Here is a 20,008-nt window from a genome sequence, read left to right as displayed (position 1 = left end):
CTTGAATCAGAGGCAGTGCCACCCAAGATACAAACTGCCTATGTAAAGGAAGTTAACATATGCCTCTCAAGAATCCGGCTGCTCTGGAGTTTCTGCAAATCCGCCGCTCACGTCCGGCCAAAACGCTGATCGCGCCAGCCCCCACACGGGAAGAACTGATGCCACTGCTTACGGCAGCAGCTCGCAGTCCGGATCATGGCAAGCTCGAGCCCTGGCGTTTTCTTGTGCTGGAAAAAGGGGCGATGGCCCGTCTTTCGGAGCTGACCGGGGACTGCGGCGCTCGACTAGGGAAATCGCCTGAAGATATTTCCAAGGCCCGCAGCCAGTTCGACATGGGTCATCTGGCCGTAGCGGTAATCGAGGTTCAGAAACCATCGGAAAAAATTCCCGCCATCGAGCAGACCTATTCCGCCGGAGCGGTCTGTCTGGCGCTTTTGAACGCGGCGCTAGCCGCCGGCTGGGGCGCGAACTGGCTGTCAGGCTGGCAAGTCCATGACCGCAAGTTCTGCAAGGACGCTCTGGGCCTGGCCGATCACGAGCGTGTAGCGGGCCTGATTCACATCGCGACCGAAGGAGCGGAACCACCGGAACGCCCGCGCCCGGATGTGACCGCGCTGACGCAATGGGTTGTTGAATGATTATCTTTCAGTCGTTCTTTCTGGCGCTCGGCCAGATCGGAGATCCGAGATTCCGCAAGGTCCTGCTGCTGGGCGTCGGCTTGACTTTCGCATTGCTGGTCGTGGCTTATGCCGGTTTCCTGTGGCTTATCAATGCGCTTGTCGGCGACCAGGCCACTTTACCCTTGCTGGGTGAGGTCACGTGGCTGAACGATCTGCTCAGTGTCTCCTCGCTGCTGTTGATGATGGTACTGTCCGTGTTTCTGATGGTGCCCGTCGCCTCGGCCATCACGTCGATGTTTCTGGATGAGGTCGCGCAGGCCGTCGAGGACAGGCACTATCCCAATCTGCCACCGGTTGCAGGAATTCCGGTCACCGAGGCGTTGAAGGATACAGTGAACTTTTTGGGCGTTCTGATCGCGGCCAACCTGCTGGCGCTGGTTCTTTACGTGATCTTCACGCCGCTTGCCCCGTTTATCTTCTGGGCGCTGAACGGATTCCTGTTGGGGCGTGAATACTTCACTCTGGCAGCGATGCGCCGACTGGGCCGCGATGGCGCGCGCAAGCTGCGCGCCAGGCATTCCGCAACCATCTGGATAGCCGGCACGTTGATGGCAATTCCGCTGTCAGTGCCGCTTGTAAACCTGCTGATCCCCATTATCGGAGCAGCCACGTTCACGCATATCTACCATCAACTGTCAGCCACGGACTTGTAAGGGCTATCCCTGCCGGTCAAGCTGGTTCAGCCAGTCGAAATCCTGCACCGAGATCACGCCGGACACGATGATACCGGCGATGATGGCCCACAGGACGGCCGAGATTCCGGTGGTGATCCACATCTTTTTCTTCATGTGATGCACTTCCGGAGCACCCGCATGGGTGCCCGGAACGATCTCGCCCAGATCGCCCTGAGTTTTGATACGGATGGGCAACACCACCAGCAAGGTCATGAACCAGATGACCGCAAACAAAACAATCGCTGCCGTGATCGTCATATCAGACCCTCCGAGGCTGTGGTCAGACCTGCTCGAGTTCGACCAGACATCCGTTGAAATCCTTGGGGTGCAGGAACAGAACAGGTTTCCCGTGGGCACCGATCTTGGGCTCTCCTGATCCCAGGACACGGGCGCCGGTTTCCTTCAGGTGGTCACGAGCGGCAATGATATCTTCGACCTCGTAACACACATGGTGAATGCCGCCCGCAGGGTTCTTTTCCAGAAACCCGTTGATCGGGCTGTTGTCGCCCAGCGGATAGAGCAGTTCGATCTTGGTGTTCGGCAACTCGATGAAAACGACGGTTACACCGTGGTCCGGCTCATCCTGAGGCGCGCCAACCTTTGCGCCCAGCGCGTTGCTGTATTGCGCGGATGCGGCTTCGAGGTCCGGAACGGCGATGGCGACGTGGTTCAAACGTCCGATCATTGTGCTCTCCTGTCGTTTCTGCGTTGCAGCGTTTATGGGCGCAGACGATCAAAAGGGCAAGGCGCGACGGCCCCGCCCAGTTATTGCCTTTAGGCGTCAGACACCCAGACACCAGCGCATGACCGCCTTTTGCGCGTGAAGACGGTTTTCGGCCTCATCAAAAATGACCGAGTTCGGGCCATCCATAACCTCGGACGTGGCTTCCTCTTCCCGGTGCGCCGGCAGGCAATGCATGAACAACGCGTCGGGTTTGGCGTGGGCCATCAGTTCGGCATTGACCTGATAGGGGCGCAGCAGGTTGTGACGGCGTTCCTTGGCAGACTGGGAATCGTGCATCGAGACCCAGGTGTCGGCGACCACCAGATCGGCACCTTCAACCGCTTTGTAGGGATCACGTTCGACCACGATCTTCGAGCCCTTTTGGCGGGCAAAGCCCATGAACTCTTCTTCCGGATCGAATTGAGCGGGTCCCGTGAACGTCAGATCGAAGCCGAACTGGCCTGCAGCATGCAGGAACGAAGCACACACATTGTTGCCGTCGCCTGTCCAGACCACCTTTTTGCCAGCGATGGGGCCGCGGTGTTCTTCAAACGTCAAGACGTCCGCCATGATCTGGCAGGGATGGGTGCGGTCAGTCAGACCGTTAATGACGGGGACATCCGAGTATTCGGCCATTTCGGTCAGGATGGTTTCGTCAAAGGTCCGGATCATGATCATGTCCACGTAGCGCGATAGCACACGGGCGGTGTCGGCGATGGTTTCTCCATGGCCCAATTGCATATCCTTGCCGGACAGAACCATGGTCTGCCCGCCCATCTGGCGCACGCCCACATCAAACGACACGCGGGTTCGGGTCGAAGGCTTTTCGAAGATCAGCGCGACCATGCGATCCTTGAGCGGCTGTTCATCGTCATGAGCCGCCTTGGGGCGGCCGAGGCGCGCCTTCTTCATGGCGTCGGCTTGATCGATCATGCTGCGCAGGGCTGCCGCATCGGTTTTATGGATGTCGAGAAAATGGTTCATTTCATTTCGCTTTTGGCTGTCGGACGCCGGGGGCCAGCCCCCGGACCCCCGGAGTATTTGGGAAAAGATGAAGATCAGGCGGTTGCGAGACTGGCTTCGACCTGTCGGGCGGCTTTTTCCAGGCGGATCATGGCCTGCGCGATATCGTCCTCGGTCAGCGTGAGCGGTGGCAGGAGGCGAATGACGTTATCGGCAGCGGGTACGGTGATGACCGCGTTGTCATAGCCGGCATTCACCACGTCGGTGTTTGTCGGCTTGCATTTGAGGCCCAGCATCAGACCGGCACCGCGCACTTCTTCGAACACGTCAGGATGATTGGCGATCAGGCTTTCGAGTTTCTGGCGCAGCAGGCCGGCCTTGCGATTCACGCCTTCGAGGAAGGCCGGTGTGGCGACCTGATCGATCACTGCACAGCCTACCGCGCAACCCAGCGGGTTGCCGCCATAGGTGGACCCATGTGTGCCCGCTGTCATGCCGTTCGCCGCATCCTCGGTTGCCAGCACGGCACCCAGCGGGAAGCCCCCTCCTATACCCTTGGCAACCAACATGATATCAGGCGTAATACCCGCCCATTCATGAGCAAAGAGCTTTCCGGTACGGCCGACACCGCATTGCACTTCGTCCAGGATCAGCAGGATTCCGTTATCGTTGCAGATCTGGCGCAGCGCCTTGAGCTCCGCATCCGGAACCGGGCGAATGCCCCCTTCGCCCTGAACGGGTTCGATCATGATCGCGGCTGTATGTTCGGTGATGGCGTTTGTGACACCGTCCAGATCGCCGAAGGCTACATGAACGAAACCGGGCAGCAGCGGACCGAAGCCCTTGGTCATCTTCTCGGACCCTGCGGCGGCAATACCTGCCGAGGAACGCCCGTGAAAAGATCCCTCGAAGGTAATGATCTCGATCCGGTCCGGCTGATCTTTGTCATAGAAGTGCTTCCGAGCCATCTTGACGGCCAGTTCACAGGCTTCGGTACCGGAATTGGTGAAGAATACGGTATCCGCGAATGTGTGTTCGACCAGTTTGTCGGCCAGCGCCTGCTGTTGAGGGATCTGGTACAGGTTCGAAACATGCCACAACGCGTGCGCCTGATCCGTCAGAGCCGCAACCAGTGCCGGATGCGCGTGCCCCAGCGCGTTCACCGCGATCCCGGCGCCGAGGTCCAGAAAACGTCGGCCGTCCGCCTCGGTCAGCCAGGCACCTTCGCCTTTCACGAATGAAAGCGGTGCGCGATTGTAGGTCGGCAGAACGGACGGGATCATCGGATCATCCTTTTCAGATTGGTTAAGCCCCGTGAGTGATACACGAAGGCCGGTTTCGTCAACTGATTTGGTGGAGATTGCGCTGATTTGAACAGCACAAAGAATCAACAGGGCCGGTTACGCCGTCAGGCGTCGGCGTCGGAGGCGCAGGATATGTGCGTGTTTGATCATGCGGGCCGTATAGCGGGACCTTCGGTTTCTGAAAACCCCGAAATTGAGTGGACCGCATAATTTCACTCTGACACAAGCATTTGGCACTTGTCATTTCGCCCTGCGTCGCGCACCGCTGAACCATGACCCCGGCGCGCCAGAACCCTGCCCTTGCGGCTTTTCTCATCTTTGTTGCAAGCGCGCTGATCGCGGGCACAACACTGCTGGCCAAGGCGCTGGGCACCGATACGCTTGGTCCGGCGCTTCATCCGATGCAGATCAGCCATGGGCGGTTTCTGTTTGCCTTTGTCGTGATCATCAGCGCGGTCGTCGCGCTGTGTCCGAATCTGCGGCGACCGCATTGGGGGCTGCATGTCGGGCGGACCAGCTTTGGCTGGTTGGGGGTCACGCTGATGTTGCCTCGGTCGCGTATATTCCAATAGCGGATGCGACTGCGATTTCCTTCCTGAACCCCGTCTTTGCGATGATGCTCGCCATCCCACTTCTGAAAGAGTCGGTCGGTCCCTGGCGCTGGCTGGCGGCAGCGGTGGCCCTGACAGGCGCGCTGATCCTGTTGCGCCCCACGCCGGCCAGTTTTCAGCCCGCAGCGCTTTTGGCGCTGACGGCGGCTGCGGTGATCGGGATGGAGCTGATATTTATCAAGAAACTCTCGGGTCGTGAAATTCCGATCCAGATTCTGCTGGTGAACAACTCTATCGGGCTGGGCATCGCAACGGTTGCAGTAGTTGCGGTTTGGCAGCCGCCCACCCCTGCACAATGGGTCGCTCTGGCGGGGATCGGTGGGCTCATGGCCTGTGCGCAGGCCTGTTTTGTCAACGGTATGGCCAGGGCTGACGCCTCATTCGTGGTGCCGATCAGCTACGCGACCCTGATCTTTGCCGCCCTGTACGATTTTGCTGTTTTTGGCGTGATTCCGGATGCGGTCAGCTTGGCAGGCTCGGCCATCATCCTGACCGGCGCCCTGATTCTGGTCTGGCGCGAGGCTCGCGCGCGGCAATAAAAATATCCGGAAACTGCCAACGTTTTTGGCCCGAGGGCGACCTCGGTGTCGCAAATCTTCACGACACCTGATCCGAGACCCGCATTCTGGTCGAAGTTGTTTGTTGTTTAGAGAGATTACGCGATGCACGAACGCCGAATCCCGGAATGGGTCCGCCATGTTCCTGCCCCGTCGGTTCGCGAGTTCGGACTGCTTGCGGGTTTTGAGGCGATTGTTCGCGGCATTCTGATTTCGGTCTTTCCGCTGGTGATGTATCGCGCGCTGGGCGACGCGTCTTCGGTTTCCGTTGTGTATTTTCTGGTGGGGATCGTGTCACTGACGGCCGGTCTGATGGTGCCATTCATCATTCGCTTCATTCCGCGGCGCTGGGCGTACACCATCGGCTGCGTGATGTTCATGGTAAGCGCTGTTCTGGCCATCAAGGGCAGCCCGACCGCCGTGGTGACTGCCTTGGCCATAAACACGGTGGCGACAGTTGTGACATTTGTCTGCTTCAACGCTTACGTGCTGGATTACATCAGCAAAATCGAACTTGGACGCTGTGAAACCAGCCGCATGTTTTACAGCGCGCTGGGCTGGACTGGCGGACCGATGGCCGGCGTATTGCTGATGGAACTATGGGCACCAGCGCCTTTCGTGATCAGCGCGGTCGCCTCTTTTGGCATGCTGATCCTGTTCTGGAGCATGCGCCTGGGCAATGGCAAACTGATCACCAAAGCACGCGGACCGGCAACGAATCCACTGGCGTTTCTGCCTCGTTTCTTCTCCCAGCCCCGGCTGGTGGCCGGATATCTGTTTGCGATGATCCGCTCGTGCGGCTGGTGGATCTATGTGGTCTACCTGCCAATCTTTGCCATTCAGAACGGGCTGGGTGAACAGCTTGGCGGCATTCTGCTGTCGGGAACCAATGCAATGCTGTTTGTCGCCCCATTGATTCTGCGCTGGGTCCAGGCGCGGTCTTTGCGGGCTGCGGTTCGGACGGGTTTTGCCGCCTGTGGGGTCTGTTTCGTCATCGCCGGGGCGGTGGCGGGATGGCCCACCGTGTCGGTTGCGGCGCTGGTTTTGGGGTCGGTCTGGCTGATCGTGCTGGATATCTGCGCCGGGTTGCCATTTCTGATGGCCGTGAAACCGTCGGAGCGGACCGAGATGTCTGCTATCTATTCCAGCTATCGGGACGTATCGGGCATTCTGACGCCGGGCGTGGCCTCACTGGTACTTCTGGCTACGCCGGTTGCAGGCGTGTTTGCGGCCGGCGGCGGTGCCCTGTTTGGGGCATGGGCGGTAGCTGCACGGTTGCACCCCAGGCTGGGACGACCCCGGGTCCCGTTGCAGCCGGGTGCGCTGGCCGAAGCCGCCTAGGCCTTTAGCCGATACCCTGTTCGCAGCATCTGCCAGGTCAGCGCGCCTATCAGGCCCGTCGCGCCTGCGCAGACGGCCATGCCCAGCCACGGCGAACTGTCGGACACGCCGATCATCCCGTAACGCAACCCGTCAATCAGATAAAAGACGGGATTCAGATGGCTCAGGCGGTTTAGCACCGGTGGCAAGGCTTCGACCGAGTAGAAGGTGCCCGACAAAAAGGCCAACGGTGTGACAATGAAATTGGTGATCGCCGCCATCTGGTCGAATTTGTTGGCGAAAATTCCGGCAAGCAGCCCGAGTGCCCCCATGAAAGCGCCGCCAAGCAGCACAAAAATCAGCGCTGTCAGCGGATGTTGCGGCACCAGCCCCAGGACCACTGCCAGCGCGATGGCGACAACGCAGGCAATCAATAGCCCCCTAGCGATGCCACCGGCCAGATAGCCCAGCAAAATCTCCAGCGGCGAAAGCGGAGGCATCAGAGTGTCGACAATGTTTCCCTGCACCTTGGCGATCACCATCGAGGATGATGTGTTGGCAAAGGCGTTCTGAATGACTGTCATCATCATGATTCCGGGGGCCAGGAAGGTCAGGAACGGCGCACCCATCACGTCCGGCCTGCCGGGGCCGATAGCGATATTGAAGATCAGCAGGAACAACCCCGCGGTCACCAGCGGGGCCAGCAAAGTCTGCGTCCACACCGCCAGAAAGCGCAGGGTCTCGCGCTGCGCCAGCGTGTAAAGGCCCATCCAGTTCACTACTCCGAAATGGCGCGTATTCTGATCTGCGGGAATTTGCATCATCTGACCTCAACCTGATTCGAAGACAGCTTGTAACTCGGGCTGCAGTGATTAAAATAGGGGGCTGATACGAATTCCCAAGGCGGCCCGAATCCGGGGCCGCTTTCCGCTTTTGAAAGGCAAATGATGTCCTGGACTGACGAGCGTGTAGAACTACTGAAGAAGATGTGGGGCGAGGGCCAGTCGGCCAGCCAGATCGCCAAGGAACTGGGTGGTGTGACCCGCAACGCCGTGATCGGCAAGGTGCACCGTCTGGGCCTGTCGAACCGGACCACGGGCGCGGCACCGGCCAAGGCTGAACCCAAGGAAAAACCAGCCCCCGAACCAAAGGCGGAAGCCAAGCAAAAACCTGCACCGAAGACCGAACCGGCACGCCCGGCCCCTGCCCCGGCAGCCGAAGCCAAGCCCGCCATTCCGGCCCGTCGTCAGATCATCCCGGCCGGTCAGCCCCTGCCGCCGCAACCGTCGGCCAACGAGATCAGCCCCGAAGCGCTGGCCAAGGTCAACGAGGTCGAAAAGAAGGCCAAAAAGCTGACATTGATGGAACTGACCGAGAAAACCTGCAAATGGCCGGTCGGCGACCCCGCAACCGAAGATTTCTGGTTCTGCGGTCTGCCGGTTGAACAGGGCAAACCCTATTGCGAGGCGCATGTGGGCGTGGCCTTTCAACCCATGAGCGCCCGCCGCGACCGCCGTCGCTGACCGGGATGCGCCAGGATCCGACCGCGCTGGAGGATACCTGGCTTGCGCGGGCGAAACGTCTGCTGGCGCTGTCCGAGACCGGGCAGCACTTTACCACGGACGGTTTTGACCGCGAACGCTATGACGAGATCGCCGCTTTGGCGCGCGCCATGCTGGCTGATCTTGGCCACGTCCCGCTGTCACGGATCGAAGGGCTGATATCCGACCATACAGGCGGTTACGCAACGCCCAGCATTGATATTCGCGGCGCAATTATTCGCGACGGCCGAATCCTTCTGGTCCGTGAACGCAGCGACGGACGATGGGCGATGCCGGGCGGTTTTGCTGATATCGGCAGTTCCCCGGCGGAAAACATTGAACGCGAAGTCTGGGAAGAGGCCGGACTGCGGGTCCGCGCACGTCAGCTTTACGCGCTGCGACACAAGGCACGCCACCCGTATCCGGCGGACATACGAGATTTCTACAAACTGTTCTTTCTGTGCGAGGAAAGCAGCGTCACAGCACCAGAACCCGGCATGGAAACAAGTGAGGTCGCGTTTTTTGCGCCCCAGGATCTTCCGGAGCTGTCTTTGGTTCGGAATCTGCGGTCAGATATCGAAGCCGCATTTACGGCACTCACGAACGGGTCGACTGTCACCCTGTTCGATTGACATCAACTTCCCACCGTAATCAGTTGTTCTGGTAGAAGAATGACAGCTTGCGGCTGGTTCCGCTGGGCGGGCGTGGGAACGGTGCAGCGCGCCTGACCTGTTCGCGGGCCGCGCGTTCAACTTCGAGCGAGCCGGAACTGTCCACGATTTCGACCCAGGCCAGTGAACCGTCGGGATCGATCTGGAAAAACACCTGCGCAAAACCTCGGGCCGAAACAAACACAACCGGTGCGCGATTCAGATGTACCAGAACCTGCCCGGCATAGTTGGTTACATCGGAGTTCCCAGGCCCGCGCCCGCCCGAACGCGATCCCCCGCTGCCCTGCCTGAACCTATCGATGCCTTCGCGGCGATAAACGGTCAAAGGCGAATCGACTACCTGATCAGGAAAGCGCAAGTCGCTGAAATCCCTCGATCCCTTCAATACACCTTGCCGTTCCGTTGTTGGTCGCCGGTCCGGAAGGCGTGGCCTGATTGAGGTGGTCACGGCGAGCTCTGAATCTTCAGATTCTTCCACTGTTTCCGCCGCTTCCGGTATCGGTGACAGAGCGGCGATCTCCGGTTCCACCGCTTCCTGCACGGGTGGAACAATGGCTGTGATCGGCGGGGTGGCGGCCGCTTCGGGTACGACAGGCAGAGCGGCAGGCTGTTCGGGTTCTGCCGCAGCCTCGATTGCATCAGGATCGCCCTGAGGCGCTTCGGCTGCGGTTTCCGCCTCGATGGGATCGGAGTTGGCTTCATCGGCGCTGGGTTTGTCGTCGCCATCGGCTTCTTCGGCAGTAATTGAAGGCTGAACCGGCTCTGCAATCTCTGGCTGAACGATTTCGGCTTCGCCGGTATCAGGGGACGGCACCGGCTTTGGGTCGTTTGAGGCGACCAGCGCCTCGGTGATCGGAACCGGTTCCGTCCGTTCGGGTTCGGGCGGCGTTTCCTCTGGCGACTCGGGCGTTTCAGCAGGCTCGGGTTCGACGGGCTCCGCCACGGGCTCGACCAGGTCCTCGAAGGCATTGCCCATTGCCACCCTGTCAGGCCGGGTATCCGGTGTCTCAGATCCGGGCAGCGCCGGTGTCGTCAGAGTAAGCCCCATCAAGTGAACCATCACCGAAATCGCGATCGCCACGGCGGCAATCAGGGCAGACCCGCGGATCATTCGAGCGCCTGTTCGGTCACGACAAAGACCGATGTTGCCCCCAGACGGCGCAAGGAAGTGGTGATTTCGATCAGGCGCTGACCCTGCGCGTTGCGGTCCGGAACGATCCGTACCGGACCTGCATCATGTGTTTGCATGTAGGCCTCGGCGCTGGATGGAGCACCGCGAAAACTAAGTGTTCCGTCGCTGTGCAGCACCAGCGCGTCGGGTGGTTCGCGCCCGGCCAGATCGGACGTGTTCACCAGTTCAAGATCCCCGTCCATTGGTGGTGCCAGCGTGCCCGTTATCAGAAAGAAAATCAGCATCAGGAAGATGACATTGATCAACGCAATGGTGGAATCACGTTTACGGCTGGGGCGGGCGCGGCGGATCATGGCCTTACTCCAGCACCAGAACGCTGAGGTCTTCACGGCCACGCAGCAGAGCCAGAATATCAACCAGATGCTGTGCTGTGGCGTCGTTGTCCATGCTGATCAGAACCTGACCCGCTTCGACCCGGGCTGCCAGTTCCTCGGGCGTGACCGGCGCGCCGTTCAGTACCAGCCGGGTCGACCCCAATTGCACGAAAGCGCGTTCCGACGGCGCATCCGAGGCCGCCTCACCGCTGGTTGCGCTGCTTAGTTCGATCTCGCCAAAGCGGGAAAAGGTCGAGGACAGCATGAAGAACAACAAAAGCAGGAAAATGACGTCAATGAGTGGCGTCATCGACAATGGGCGTCGGACGAAGGGTGCGGTATTACGCATGTTCGGGCGCGACCGGGGTATGCGCTCTGCCCGTCGCGGCCTGAATGCCCTGCCCCGGAACCAGCACGGTTCGCAGTGCCTTGTCAGCGAACACACGCTCGCGTGCTGTCCGGCTTTCGAACCACGACAACACCATCGAGGTTGGCATAGCGACCGCCAGCCCGACTGCCGTGGTGATCAGCGCAACCCAGATACCGCCAGCCAAAAGCGAGGGATCGACCGAAGCCCCGGCGGATTGCAGGCTCTGGAACGCTTCGATCATACCCAGAACGGTTCCGAACAGCCCCAGCAGCGGCGCAAGTTGCGCAACGGTATCAAGCAGGCGAAAACCCCGCTCTAACCCCGCCAGCGCCAGCCCGGCCTCGGCATCCAGCCGCTCGGACAGGCCCGGTGCATCCGGTGCGTCCATCGCCGCATTCACGAGTGGAGCAAGGTAGCTGTGGCTTTGTGTCAGACGGTCACGCGCAAGCTGCCGATCACCCGCATCCCAGGCCGCTAGCGCCTGAGACAACACCCGATGCCGACCCACGCCGCACGCGGCAAACTGCCAGAGCTTGTACAGCGTGACGGCGAGCGTCAGCACCGACATCACGATCAGGATCGCAACCACCGGCCCACCCAGGGCCACGATCTCGCGCAGCGCAACCAGCGGGCTCATCCCAGTAGCTCCACGTCGACACGGCTGCCAAGCGTCAGCGTTTCCCGGCATATGTCGCTTTCTGCCCCGTTGACCTGACAGGAATTCGTACCGTTGAAAAGAACCTGACCGATCTTCTCGCAGGACAATCCGGAAAGGTTGAACTGGCGCACGCGCATACGGCCCTCGGGAAGGTCCCTCAGAAGCAGAAGCGTCAGGCGATCCACGCCTCCGGAGGTGTCGAAAATCACGGCTTCAAACGAAACAGCGTCAACACCTTGCCCCGTGTCATTTCGCACCACGAAAGTCATCTGGCAGGCGTCATCAATATCCTGAAGTGTGTTGAGTTCGACAAACAGTTCCGCCGCAGAGTTTTCATCAGATTGCGCCAGCGCCACAGCCGGCAGCATTCCCAGAAAGAGCCCGGCTAGCGCGAGACGTCGAATTAACATGTGCGGGCTCCCGAAGGTTCAGCAGTTACTTTGTTGACCCCGAGGATCGCACCCGGGGTGTGGTTTTCATACCCAAGATAGGTGCGATGAAAAAGACTTGCAGGCGGCCTTGTGAAAATTCGTGCATTTTTTGGGAATAGCCCGACATGCCCGATCAAACAGACCTGTTGGGCCAACCGACTGTTGCCCCGCTTGGCGTCAGCGCCCGAATGCGCTGTTCGGGGTCCATTTCATTTTTTCACCCGCTTTGCCCCATTTCATCATCAGGCAGGATGTTCCGTATTTCTGGAAATACTTAATATTCAGCGGGTACCACCCGGCCTTTGGCACTTCGACCTCGGTGCGCTGGTTGGCTTCGCAGCCCTGGCGTCCGTTGACATATCCGATCTGTTGACCGCCGACATAGGCGTCAATTCCATCGTTGGACCAGGTTTCCAACTCGTAAATGCCGGGCGAGTCAAAACGGATAAAACCGGTAATCTCCGCCGCCACATTATAGGCTTCGTTGAAAGTCATGACAGGATCACCATCCGATGTGTCACGGTAATCCAGTCCCCTCAAAGGCGGACCCGCCTTGGCCTTTTTCAACAGGAAACCAACTTTGGCGAGGTTCTGAATCTTGCGCGGCGGATTCCCCTCCCATGCGTATTTCACGTTCAGTCCCGCCTTCGCGTTGGGCTGTGGGTTTGCGGGTTGCAGTTTCAATGGCGCGGACATGGCCGTGCTGCCGATTACTGCCGCGACTGTGGCCAGCGCACCGATCCGAAAGAGTTTCATGGTCTTCTCCCTGAGTGTGGTCCTTTGGGGTTTCTCCCCTTCCGACCTTTTTATTGCGAAGACACTAGGACGTGAAAATTCACCTCGCAAGTCGGTTGAAGTTCACAATCTCAACGTCAGGCCCTTACGTCCTTTGGTGAATCCATTACAACATAGGACGTAATTGAGGTCACATGCGGCAGGGTTCCCAGCACCTCGGTATGGAAAGTCTTGTAGGACGGCAGGTCGGCACACTCCACCCGCAGCAGATACTCGATTGTTCCGGTAATATTGTGGCATTCAACCACTTCCGGCGCACGCTGCAATGCGCGCTCGAACCCTTCCTGCGCGGCTTTGGTGTGCTCGCCCAACCCTACGCCGATATAGGCCACAAACCCCACTCCCAGGGCTGCGGGGTTTAGAACCGCCCGATAACCCGTGATGACACCGGCACGTTCCAGCTCCTGCACGCGGCGCAGACAAGCAGATGGCGACAGACCAACACGGTCAGCAAGGTCCAGGTTGCTGATACGACCGTCCCGGGACAGTTCTCGCAATATTTGGCGGTTTATTTCGTCAATCTTGGTCATTGGTTGCAAAACTAATGGAAGCACGCATTAAAACGCAATTTCATTTGCCGGTTTTGCCGCAATTATTCGCTTCATGACCTATGAACTTCTACTCGCTCTGATCGCTTTTGCATTCGTTTCCTCGATCACGCCGGGGCCGAACAACCTGATGTTGATGGCGTCGGGTGCCAATTTCGGGTTCCGGCGCACCGTCCCGCACATGTTGGGGGTCGGGCTGGGCTTTACCTTCATGGTTCTGCTGGTGGGAACCGGGCTGGTTCAGGCCTTCGACCGTTATCCGGTCAGCTATACGATACTCAAAATAGCCTCTGTGATTTATCTGCTGTATCTGGCGTGGAAGATTGCCAATGCCGCGCCGACGCAGGGTCAGGCCGCGAAGGGTACACCAATGACGTTTCTTCAGGCCGCCTCGTTTCAATGGGTCAACCCCAAGGCGTGGGCCATGGCCCTGACAGCAACTGCCGCTTATACGCCGGATCAGACGCTGGGTGCGATCATGGTGGTTGCGCTGGTTTTCGGAGCGGTCAACCTTCCCTCGGTCAGCGTCTGGACCGTACTTGGGCAACAGATGGCGCGCGTTTTAACAAACCCGCGCCGATTGCTGGCCTTCAACTGGACCATGGCGGTGCTGCTGGTGGCCTCGCTTTATCCGGTGCTGTGGCCGAGTTGAGCTATTTCAGTGACAGACAGATTTCAGTCAGCAGGTCTTCTGGCGCGGTATCGCGCGGATCGTTGAGGTAAATTTCATAGCAAGGCCGATCCGCCGGTTCCTCGCCGGATTCAGGCAGCCAGTTGCCGAACAGGCTGTGATAGGCAGCGTGAATACCTGAATACGGGCCCTTGTAGGTCAGCACAGCGGTATTGCCGCCGGGGATTTCCAGCGCTTCCATACCATCGGGGGTCGCACCACCCCGATGTTCGGCACCGGCATAGCTGCGCAGTTGATCTTCGGGCACGTCATCGGGACTGTCGAGGTAGACCCCGATAACAGGACCCATCTGCGGCCACAGTTGGCGGGATTCGCACAAGGCACCAAAGGCTTCAAAGCTTTTGCCGATCTCGGCATACGCGCCTTTGTGAGGCAGCGCGACAACGCGGCGGGCGGGTTCGGTGCGTGTTGTGACGGGATGCATTGGATATCCTCCGGTTCTGAAATGTGGGTTGGCTGGCAGGCATTGCCCGGCCTTGCGAAAACCGGCGGGGCTGCTGCCATAGGCCTCGGAAAAGGCCCGCGCAAAGGATTTCAGGTTGGGATAGCCGATATCGGTGGCCACCTGCGCAACCGGCTTGTCGGATTGCACCAGCCAGCACGCCGCCCGATGCAACCTGATCCGGCGCACGGCCTGCGCACAGGTCTCGCCCGTGATGGCGCGAAACACACGATGCCAGTGAAACCGCGACATGGCGGCGACGTCGGCCAGTGTGTCCAGTGACAGATCGCCTGCCGGGTGGTCATGAATGTAGGCCAAAACGCGCAGGATGCGATCTTCGTAACTGGCTGCCATCGGTACCCTTCCTTCTTCCTGCCTAACCGGGGTCGCATATTCCGCGACCACAAATCTTGCTGAATTCTCACCAACCAATACACACTGAAACGCTACGATCTTCGCTTGGACCAATCCTGAGCCCGAACGATGGCCCAAAACAATGGACTTGCATGACATGTCTCACTCACTAGTTTGGCCGCGGTTTGGCTGCTTCCGCACTTTTTGACTTCTCGCAGAGAAGCCAAAAACACTCTTCTGCCGACGCAGGGCATGATCCCCGAGCATTTGGCTCAGAACAATCCCAGGACTGACTACCTAATTGAATATCGGCCAAGCTTTGGTCGGAAACTGATCAGCGATCCGTTCAGTGACATTCCGGATGCGATTCATCAACATCCGGGATCCGTCGATGCCACGAGCAATAGTCATATCTCTCGAGCCAAAAACACGGGATGAAAGCGAGAAAGGTGTCTAAATGCTGAAGGCGGGCGCCAATGGCCTTGCGGCTGTGAAACAGCCATACCCGCTACGGATCAGGTTCAGGACCCGGCTTGCCTTGTGTTGCATTCCTCTGGCGGCAAGTTCATATAGCGGGGAACTTCCGCGTTGAGAGGCGTCATGACCCAGTATCTGGATTTCGAAAAACCCCTGGCCGAGATCGAAGGCAAGGCCGAGGAACTGCGCGCGCTGGCCCGTGCCAACGAAGAGATGGACGTGGCTGAAGAAGCTGCTGCTCTGGACGCCAAGGCGGCCAAACTTCTGGATGAACTGTACGGCGATCTGACCCCGTGGCGGAAATGTCAGGTGGCGCGCCACCCGGAACGCCCCCATTGCAACGATTATGTCGACGCGCTGTTTACCGAGTTCACACCCCTGGCCGGTGACCGGAACTTTGCCGACGACCTGGCCGTGATTGGCGGTCTGGCGCGGTTCGACGACCAGCCGGTGATGGTGATCGGGCACGAGAAAGGCTCGGACACCAAGTCCCGGATTGAACGCAATTTCGGCATGGCCCGCCCCGAAGGCTACCGCAAGGCCGTACGTCTGATGGAGATGGCTGGCCGTTTTGGCCTGCCGGTGATTACGCTGATCGACACCGCAGGCGCGTATCCCGGCAAAGGCGCCGAAGAACGCGGCCAGTCCGAAGCAATCGCCCGGTCGACAGAGATGTGTCTGAAAATCGGTGTACCACTGGTCTCGGTCATCATTGGCGAAGGCGGTTCGGGCGGTGCGGTTGCGTTCGCTACGGCAAACCGTGTCGCGATGCTGGAGCATTCGGTCTACTCGGTGATCTCGCCCGAAGGCTGCGCCTCGATCCTGTGGAAGGACTCCGAGAAAATGCGCGAAGCGGCCGAGGCCCTGCGCCTGACCGCGCAGGATCTGCACAAGCTTGGCGTCTGCGATCACATCATCCCCGAGCCCAAGGGCGGTGCCCATCGCGATCGTCCGGCGACAGTCGAGGCAGTGCGCGCATCAATCACGGCCATGCTGGCCGAACTGGCAGGCAAAGACGCAGCGGCCCTGATTAAGGACCGCCGCCAGAAATTCCTCGACATCGGATCGAAAGGGTTGGCGGCCTGAGCCGTCAGCCCCCAAGCCTGCGCAGCAAGTCTGCCGAGGGTGTCCCAGTTACCGCCAGACCACTGGCCCGCTGGTAGTCGCTGATGGCGGCTTCGGACTTCTTGCCGATCACACCATCCGCACCTTCCGTGTCATACCCGGCCGACGTCAAACGACGCTGCAACTCCTTGCGGTCTTCAAGGGTCAGGCCGTTCTCGTCCGGCCCGAACGAGGCCTGAAATGGTGCACCGCCCGCGATCCGGTCGGCCAGATGCCCGACACCAATCGCGTAGCTGTCCGAGTTGTTGTAGCGCTTGATCACCTGAAAATTGCGGAACACCGCGATGCGCGGTCCGGGCGTCTGCGGCTGCAGCACTGCGACAGGTGTGCCTGACACCGTTCCGACCTCGCCACCCCACTTCTGGCCCCGCACCCAACCGGCGCGCGCCAGATAGGCCGCGGTCGAGGCCAGTGAGTCGGTCGGATCGTCCGACCAGATATCCCGTCGCCCGTCACCGGTGAAATCCACCGCGTAAGCCAGATACGACGTCGGAATGAATTGCGTGTGCCCCATCGCCCCGGCCCAGCTGCCGGTCATATTGTCAGGGGTCGTATCGCCGTTCTGCAGGATCTTCATCGCTGCGATCAATTGCTTTTCAAAGAACTCGCCGCGCCGTCCGTCGTAGGCCAGCGTCGACAGTGCCGATACAACGGGCACATCGCCCCGACGCGCGCCATAGCGACTTTCCAGCCCCCAGACCGCCACCACGATTTCACGGTCGACGCCGTATTGGGCTTCAATTTGCGACAAGGTTGCGCCATGGCGCTGCAGCATCTGTTTGCCGGTGCTGATCCGCTCGTCCGAGGCCGCAATGGCCAGATAATCCTCGAGCGAGCGCTTGAACTCGACCTGGTTGCGGTCGCGTTCGATCACGCCGGGCAAATAACCCGCCCCCTGAAACGCACGATTGATTGTGGTCTGCGAAATTCCCTGAGACGCCGCGCGTCCCTTGAACCCGGCAACCCAGGCATCCCAGCCTGCATTGGGCACAGCCTGCATCCGTGTAGCCGGCGCGCGCGCAGGTGAACTGATATCGGAACAGGCGGCCAGCAGCGCCGACCCAAGCCCCGTAGAAAAGGTCCGTCGATTGATCATGTCTGAAATCTGCTCTTGTTGTGGTTTTGGCCAGAGTAACGCAGACCGCGCTTTTGAGCCAGAACGTCGCTGGCCTGCGCCTGTCTCGAATGGGGCAACCGGGATGTCGTCGGCAATAAGCCGCCTAGCTGACCAGCAACCGCAAGCCCTGCGTCACATCGGACCGTACCGCCAGCCGTAATCCTGGCTCATCGCCAGCCTTGAGCGCAGCTATGATCAGCTTGTGGTAGTGTGGCGGCTCTGTGCGCCGTAGCCGCCCATAGAGTGCGCGCATCGTCGGACCCAGTTGCAACCAAACGGTTTCCGCAATTGCCAGCATCGCCGGTGCCTGCGCCCGAAGGTACAAAGTGCGGTGGAACTCAAGATTGGCGCGGATATACCCGACCGCATCCCGTTTGGTTACCATTTCCGCAACCGTCATGTTGATGCTCTGCAGCCGGTCGATCAGCGCCATGTGCGCCCGCGGCAGTGCCCGGCTTGCCAGTTCAACCTCAAGCAGGGCACGCAAGGCCGCCAGTTCCTCGATCCGGTCATTGCCGAGTTCCGGGGTCGACACGCGACCTGACGACGACAGGGTCAGTGCCCCTTCGGCCGCCAATCGGCGCACCGCCTCGCGGGCCGGTGTCATGGATACGCCAAACTCTTTGCCGATCCCGCGCAGGGTCAACGCCTGCCCCGGGGCAATATCCCCATGCATGATACGGGACCTGAGCGTCCGGTAGACGCGGTCGTGCGTTGCGGTCTGGGACTCGGTGGAACGTGTGCTCAACATGCGCCCATGTGATCACAAATATCAGCCGGGTCAACTCGTCCCGGCTTCAAATCGGTATTGATGCAGCCGCGCACCGTTGTCGCGCAACCACCGCCGCTGATCCTTGCAGGGTCCGAAAATCCGCTCGACCTGCGCCCAGAAGGCCGGAGAGTGGTTCATCTCAACCAGATGAGCCACCTCGTGGGCCGCGACATAATGCAAAATTTCTGAAGGTGCCAGAATCAGACGCCACGAGAACATCAGCGCACCGGCGGAACTGCACGATCCCCAGCGTGACCGCGTATCCCGAAGGGTCAGGCTTTTGTAAGAACGACCCAACATGGCGGCATAGTCATCGCAGGCTTCTGTCAACCGGTCGCGCGCGAGTTCCTTGAGGAATCGGGCCAGTCGTCGCCCCTCGGCCCCCGAAGGAACCGCGATCTGGTCGTCATGCATCTGGATCCTTCGCCCCGTCGCGGCAACGATTTTTCGCTCGGACCCTTCGATTGGAAGGAAACCGCCGATTTCCACCGGCGTCCGGCCGGGCTGGTTCTGCAGATGCTGCCGGATCCAGTTTTCCTTTGTGCGGGCGAAACTCAGCGCTTCGGCCTCGGGCACGCCTTGCGGGAAGGTCAGCGTGACCCGCCCGTCCAGTTGGGAAATCCGCAGACTGATCCGCCGTGCCCGCGCCGACTTGCGCAATGTCAAAGGCACCGGAGGCGTCCCGGGCAATGCATGTTTCCCCATATCCCAACTTCTCCTGCGCAAAGGCTTTGACAGTGCCCGCCGCATGTGGCACGTGACCTGAATCGTTGATACGACTCACCTGATATCAAGGGGATTTGACATGCCCAAGGAAGAATGGGGCGTAAAGCGCGTTTGCCCGACCACTGGCAAGCGGTTTTATGACCTGAACAAGGACCCGATCGTAAGCCCCTACACCGGCGAGATCGTGGTTATGGAAACCGGCAAAAGCCGGATGATCGCCGCCGACGCCGAGGATGCTGCATCCGCCAAGGCGCGTGAATCGCAGTCTGACGATGACATCGCTCTGGACGATGACGTCGATGTCGATCTGGACGATGATCTGCTGGATGATGACGATGACAATGACAACGTGTCGCTGGACGACATCACTGACATGTCATCGGAAGACGAAAACTGATTTCGTCCCGAGGCGGCCCCCGGCCGCCTCGTTTCATTTTTGCGGATCAGCAAGACGGCAAAAATTTTGCAAAACCGATTTTTTGGACTTGCACTATCCGGCACCGTCTCATAAACGTCCGTCCACCGCACAGGCGGTACCTGCATGGGGCCTTAGCTCAGTTGGGAGAGCGCTTGCATGGCATGCAAGAGGTCAGGGGTTCGACTCCCCTAGGCTCCACCAGAAAACCCTCCCGCAAAATCAAACGTTTGGGCGCTGATCAGCCGTTGGTCCCCTGACCTCATAGCACCCGGAATTCTGCGTGGGTGCTAGCTGGGTGCTATCCAATCAGGCGCGGAAAAGCCCGGCCTGCCAAACAACCAACGATGGCCAGCCTCGTGACGAATTGGCCAAATTGCCCGATCACCCAGCCGGTTTACCCTTCGATGCGGCCAGCCACTTCTGGAACCGGGCGCGTGCTATCTAGGGTCAGGACCCATTGATTTCCAGCGGTCGGCATGATTCACGGCTGAAAAACGAGCGGTGAACATGTCTGATCTTTTCTGGTTGACCGA

Annotated in this window: 24 protein-coding genes, 1 tRNA gene and 1 pseudogene; 10 read left to right on the top strand and 16 right to left on the bottom strand. The window is 59.7% G+C overall.

The annotated features are described in order from the left end of the window. Nucleotides 1-59 precede the first annotated feature (59 nt). Both ACR0CG_RS13575 and ACR0CG_RS13570 read left to right on the top strand, forming a co-directional pair. On the top strand, nt 60-638 hold the full coding sequence (locus tag ACR0CG_RS13575) for a nitroreductase family protein (RefSeq protein ID WP_480525541.1): 579 nt from the start codon (nt 60-62) through the stop codon (nt 636-638). After that, nucleotides 635-1,333 carry an EI24 domain-containing protein gene (locus ACR0CG_RS13570; protein ID WP_480525539.1) on the top strand — a complete coding sequence of 233 codons (699 nt, stop codon included), beginning with the start codon at nt 635-637 and terminating at the stop codon, nt 1,331-1,333. Before ACR0CG_RS13575 ends, ACR0CG_RS13570 begins: the two co-directional genes overlap by 4 nt. A 3-nt stretch (nt 1,334-1,336) precedes the next feature. Here the strand turns inward: ACR0CG_RS13570 and ACR0CG_RS13565 are convergent, their stop codons facing one another. The 4 genes from ACR0CG_RS13565 to ACR0CG_RS13550 form a co-directional block, all read right to left on the bottom strand. Next, complete coding sequence (locus ACR0CG_RS13565; protein WP_170609668.1) at nt 1,337-1,612, bottom strand: DUF1467 family protein; 276 nt, start codon at nt 1,610-1,612, stop codon at nt 1,337-1,339. Between the two features lie 22 nt (nt 1,613-1,634). Next, nucleotides 1,635-2,039: a methylmalonyl-CoA epimerase gene (mce, locus tag ACR0CG_RS13560; protein WP_170609666.1), complete on the bottom strand. Its 405-nt coding sequence runs from the start codon at nt 2,037-2,039 to the stop codon at nt 1,635-1,637. A gap of 96 nt (nt 2,040-2,135) precedes the next feature. Continuing rightward, the gene (gene argF / locus ACR0CG_RS13555) at nt 2,136-3,062 is read right to left on the bottom strand and encodes an ornithine carbamoyltransferase (protein ID WP_170609664.1); all 927 of its coding nucleotides are present in this window, start codon (nt 3,060-3,062) and stop codon (nt 2,136-2,138) included. A gap of 74 nt (nt 3,063-3,136) precedes the next feature. Next, the gene (locus ACR0CG_RS13550) at nt 3,137-4,324 is read right to left on the bottom strand and encodes an acetylornithine transaminase (RefSeq protein WP_480525536.1); all 1,188 of its coding nucleotides are present in this window, start codon (nt 4,322-4,324) and stop codon (nt 3,137-3,139) included. 293 nt (nt 4,325-4,617) lie between these two features. Between ACR0CG_RS13550 and ACR0CG_RS13545 the strand changes: the two are divergent. Further along, nucleotides 4,618-5,495, top strand: a pseudogene (locus ACR0CG_RS13545) (DMT family transporter). Between the two features lie 123 nt (nt 5,496-5,618). Next, complete coding sequence (locus ACR0CG_RS13540) at nt 5,619-6,854, top strand: MFS transporter (protein ID WP_480525533.1); 1,236 nt, start codon at nt 5,619-5,621, stop codon at nt 6,852-6,854. Here the strand turns inward: ACR0CG_RS13540 and ACR0CG_RS13535 are convergent. After that, nucleotides 6,851-7,654: an ABC transporter permease gene (locus ACR0CG_RS13535; RefSeq protein WP_480525738.1), complete on the bottom strand. Its 804-nt coding sequence runs from the start codon at nt 7,652-7,654 to the stop codon at nt 6,851-6,853. The two genes, ACR0CG_RS13540 and ACR0CG_RS13535, sit on opposite strands and share 4 nt — an antisense overlap. A gap of 126 nt (nt 7,655-7,780) precedes the next feature. On the opposite strand from ACR0CG_RS13535, the gene ACR0CG_RS13530 reads away from it, so the two are divergent. Together ACR0CG_RS13530 and ACR0CG_RS13525 are read left to right on the top strand one after the other, a co-directional pair. Further along, on the top strand, nt 7,781-8,356 hold the full coding sequence (locus ACR0CG_RS13530) for a GcrA family cell cycle regulator (protein ID WP_170610884.1): 576 nt from the start codon (nt 7,781-7,783) through the stop codon (nt 8,354-8,356). A gap of 5 nt (nt 8,357-8,361) precedes the next feature. After that, on the top strand, nt 8,362-9,006 hold the full coding sequence (locus ACR0CG_RS13525; protein WP_480490312.1) for an NUDIX hydrolase: 645 nt from the start codon (nt 8,362-8,364) through the stop codon (nt 9,004-9,006). 19 nt (nt 9,007-9,025) lie between these two features. Here the strand turns inward: ACR0CG_RS13525 and ACR0CG_RS13520 are convergent, their stop codons facing one another. From ACR0CG_RS13520 to ACR0CG_RS13490, 7 genes are all read right to left on the bottom strand, one after another. After that, complete coding sequence (locus tag ACR0CG_RS13520; RefSeq protein ID WP_480525531.1) at nt 9,026-10,156, bottom strand: energy transducer TonB family protein; 1,131 nt, start codon at nt 10,154-10,156, stop codon at nt 9,026-9,028. Next, on the bottom strand, nt 10,153-10,530 hold the full coding sequence (locus tag ACR0CG_RS13515; RefSeq protein ID WP_480525529.1) for an ExbD/TolR family protein: 378 nt from the start codon (nt 10,528-10,530) through the stop codon (nt 10,153-10,155). The genes ACR0CG_RS13520 and ACR0CG_RS13515 overlap by 4 nt, the downstream gene beginning before the upstream one ends. A 4-nt stretch (nt 10,531-10,534) precedes the next feature. Then, nucleotides 10,535-10,861 (bottom strand): ExbD/TolR family protein, encoded by a 327-nt coding sequence (locus tag ACR0CG_RS13510; protein ID WP_480525527.1) that lies wholly within the window; start codon nt 10,859-10,861, stop codon nt 10,535-10,537. Between the two features lie 31 nt (nt 10,862-10,892). Further along, on the bottom strand, nt 10,893-11,558 hold the full coding sequence (locus tag ACR0CG_RS13505) for a MotA/TolQ/ExbB proton channel family protein (protein ID WP_170609650.1): 666 nt from the start codon (nt 11,556-11,558) through the stop codon (nt 10,893-10,895). Next, the gene (locus tag ACR0CG_RS13500; RefSeq protein ID WP_480525525.1) at nt 11,555-11,989 is read right to left on the bottom strand and encodes a hypothetical protein; all 435 of its coding nucleotides are present in this window, start codon (nt 11,987-11,989) and stop codon (nt 11,555-11,557) included. The genes ACR0CG_RS13505 and ACR0CG_RS13500 overlap by 4 nt, the downstream gene beginning before the upstream one ends. Nucleotides 11,990-12,187: 198 nt before the next feature. Continuing rightward, complete coding sequence (locus ACR0CG_RS13495; protein ID WP_480525524.1) at nt 12,188-12,766, bottom strand: PA14 domain-containing protein; 579 nt, start codon at nt 12,764-12,766, stop codon at nt 12,188-12,190. Between the two features lie 116 nt (nt 12,767-12,882). Continuing rightward, on the bottom strand, nt 12,883-13,335 hold the full coding sequence (locus tag ACR0CG_RS13490) for an Lrp/AsnC family transcriptional regulator (RefSeq protein WP_170609644.1): 453 nt from the start codon (nt 13,333-13,335) through the stop codon (nt 12,883-12,885). A gap of 73 nt (nt 13,336-13,408) precedes the next feature. Between ACR0CG_RS13490 and ACR0CG_RS13485 the strand changes: the two genes are divergently transcribed. After that, on the top strand, nt 13,409-14,005 hold the full coding sequence (locus ACR0CG_RS13485; RefSeq protein WP_170609642.1) for a LysE family translocator: 597 nt from the start codon (nt 13,409-13,411) through the stop codon (nt 14,003-14,005). A 1-nt stretch (nt 14,006) separates the two neighbouring features. On the opposite strand, the gene ACR0CG_RS13480 is transcribed toward ACR0CG_RS13485, so the two are convergent. Then, nucleotides 14,007-14,840, bottom strand: a complete 834-nt coding sequence (locus ACR0CG_RS13480; protein WP_480525522.1) for an AraC family transcriptional regulator — start codon at nt 14,838-14,840, stop codon at nt 14,007-14,009. Nucleotides 14,841-15,440: 600 nt separating this feature from the next. Here ACR0CG_RS13480 and ACR0CG_RS13475 point away from each other — a divergent pair. After that, nucleotides 15,441-16,403, top strand: coding sequence for an acetyl-CoA carboxylase carboxyltransferase subunit alpha (locus ACR0CG_RS13475; RefSeq protein WP_480525521.1), 963 nt, complete (start codon nt 15,441-15,443; stop codon nt 16,401-16,403). 4 nt (nt 16,404-16,407) lie between these two features. Here the strand turns inward: ACR0CG_RS13475 and ACR0CG_RS13470 are convergent, their stop codons facing one another. From ACR0CG_RS13470 to ACR0CG_RS13460, 3 genes are all read right to left on the bottom strand, one after another. Beyond that, nucleotides 16,408-17,538 carry a lytic murein transglycosylase gene (locus ACR0CG_RS13470; RefSeq protein ID WP_480525519.1) on the bottom strand — a complete coding sequence of 377 codons (1,131 nt, stop codon included), beginning with the start codon at nt 17,536-17,538 and terminating at the stop codon, nt 16,408-16,410. Between the two features lie 124 nt (nt 17,539-17,662). After that, nucleotides 17,663-18,310: a GntR family transcriptional regulator gene (locus ACR0CG_RS13465; protein ID WP_170609635.1), complete on the bottom strand. Its 648-nt coding sequence runs from the start codon at nt 18,308-18,310 to the stop codon at nt 17,663-17,665. A gap of 30 nt (nt 18,311-18,340) precedes the next feature. Further along, entirely contained in the window at nt 18,341-19,036 is a 696-nt protein-coding gene (locus ACR0CG_RS13460) for a M48 family metallopeptidase (protein WP_480525516.1), read from the bottom strand. Nucleotides 19,037-19,136: 100 nt separating this feature from the next. Between ACR0CG_RS13460 and ACR0CG_RS13455 the strand changes: the two genes are divergently transcribed. After that, nucleotides 19,137-19,454, top strand: a complete 318-nt coding sequence (locus ACR0CG_RS13455; RefSeq protein ID WP_170609631.1) for a TIGR02300 family protein — start codon at nt 19,137-19,139, stop codon at nt 19,452-19,454. A gap of 146 nt (nt 19,455-19,600) precedes the next feature. Then, nucleotides 19,601-19,676 (top strand) — tRNA-Ala (locus ACR0CG_RS13450). Nucleotides 19,677-20,008: the final 332 nt, after the last annotated feature.

This window comes from Ruegeria sp. AB8 (genome assembly GCF_056542605.1).
Note: the sequence above shows the minus strand (reverse complement) of the source record. Positions and strands in the feature narration are given on the sequence as shown.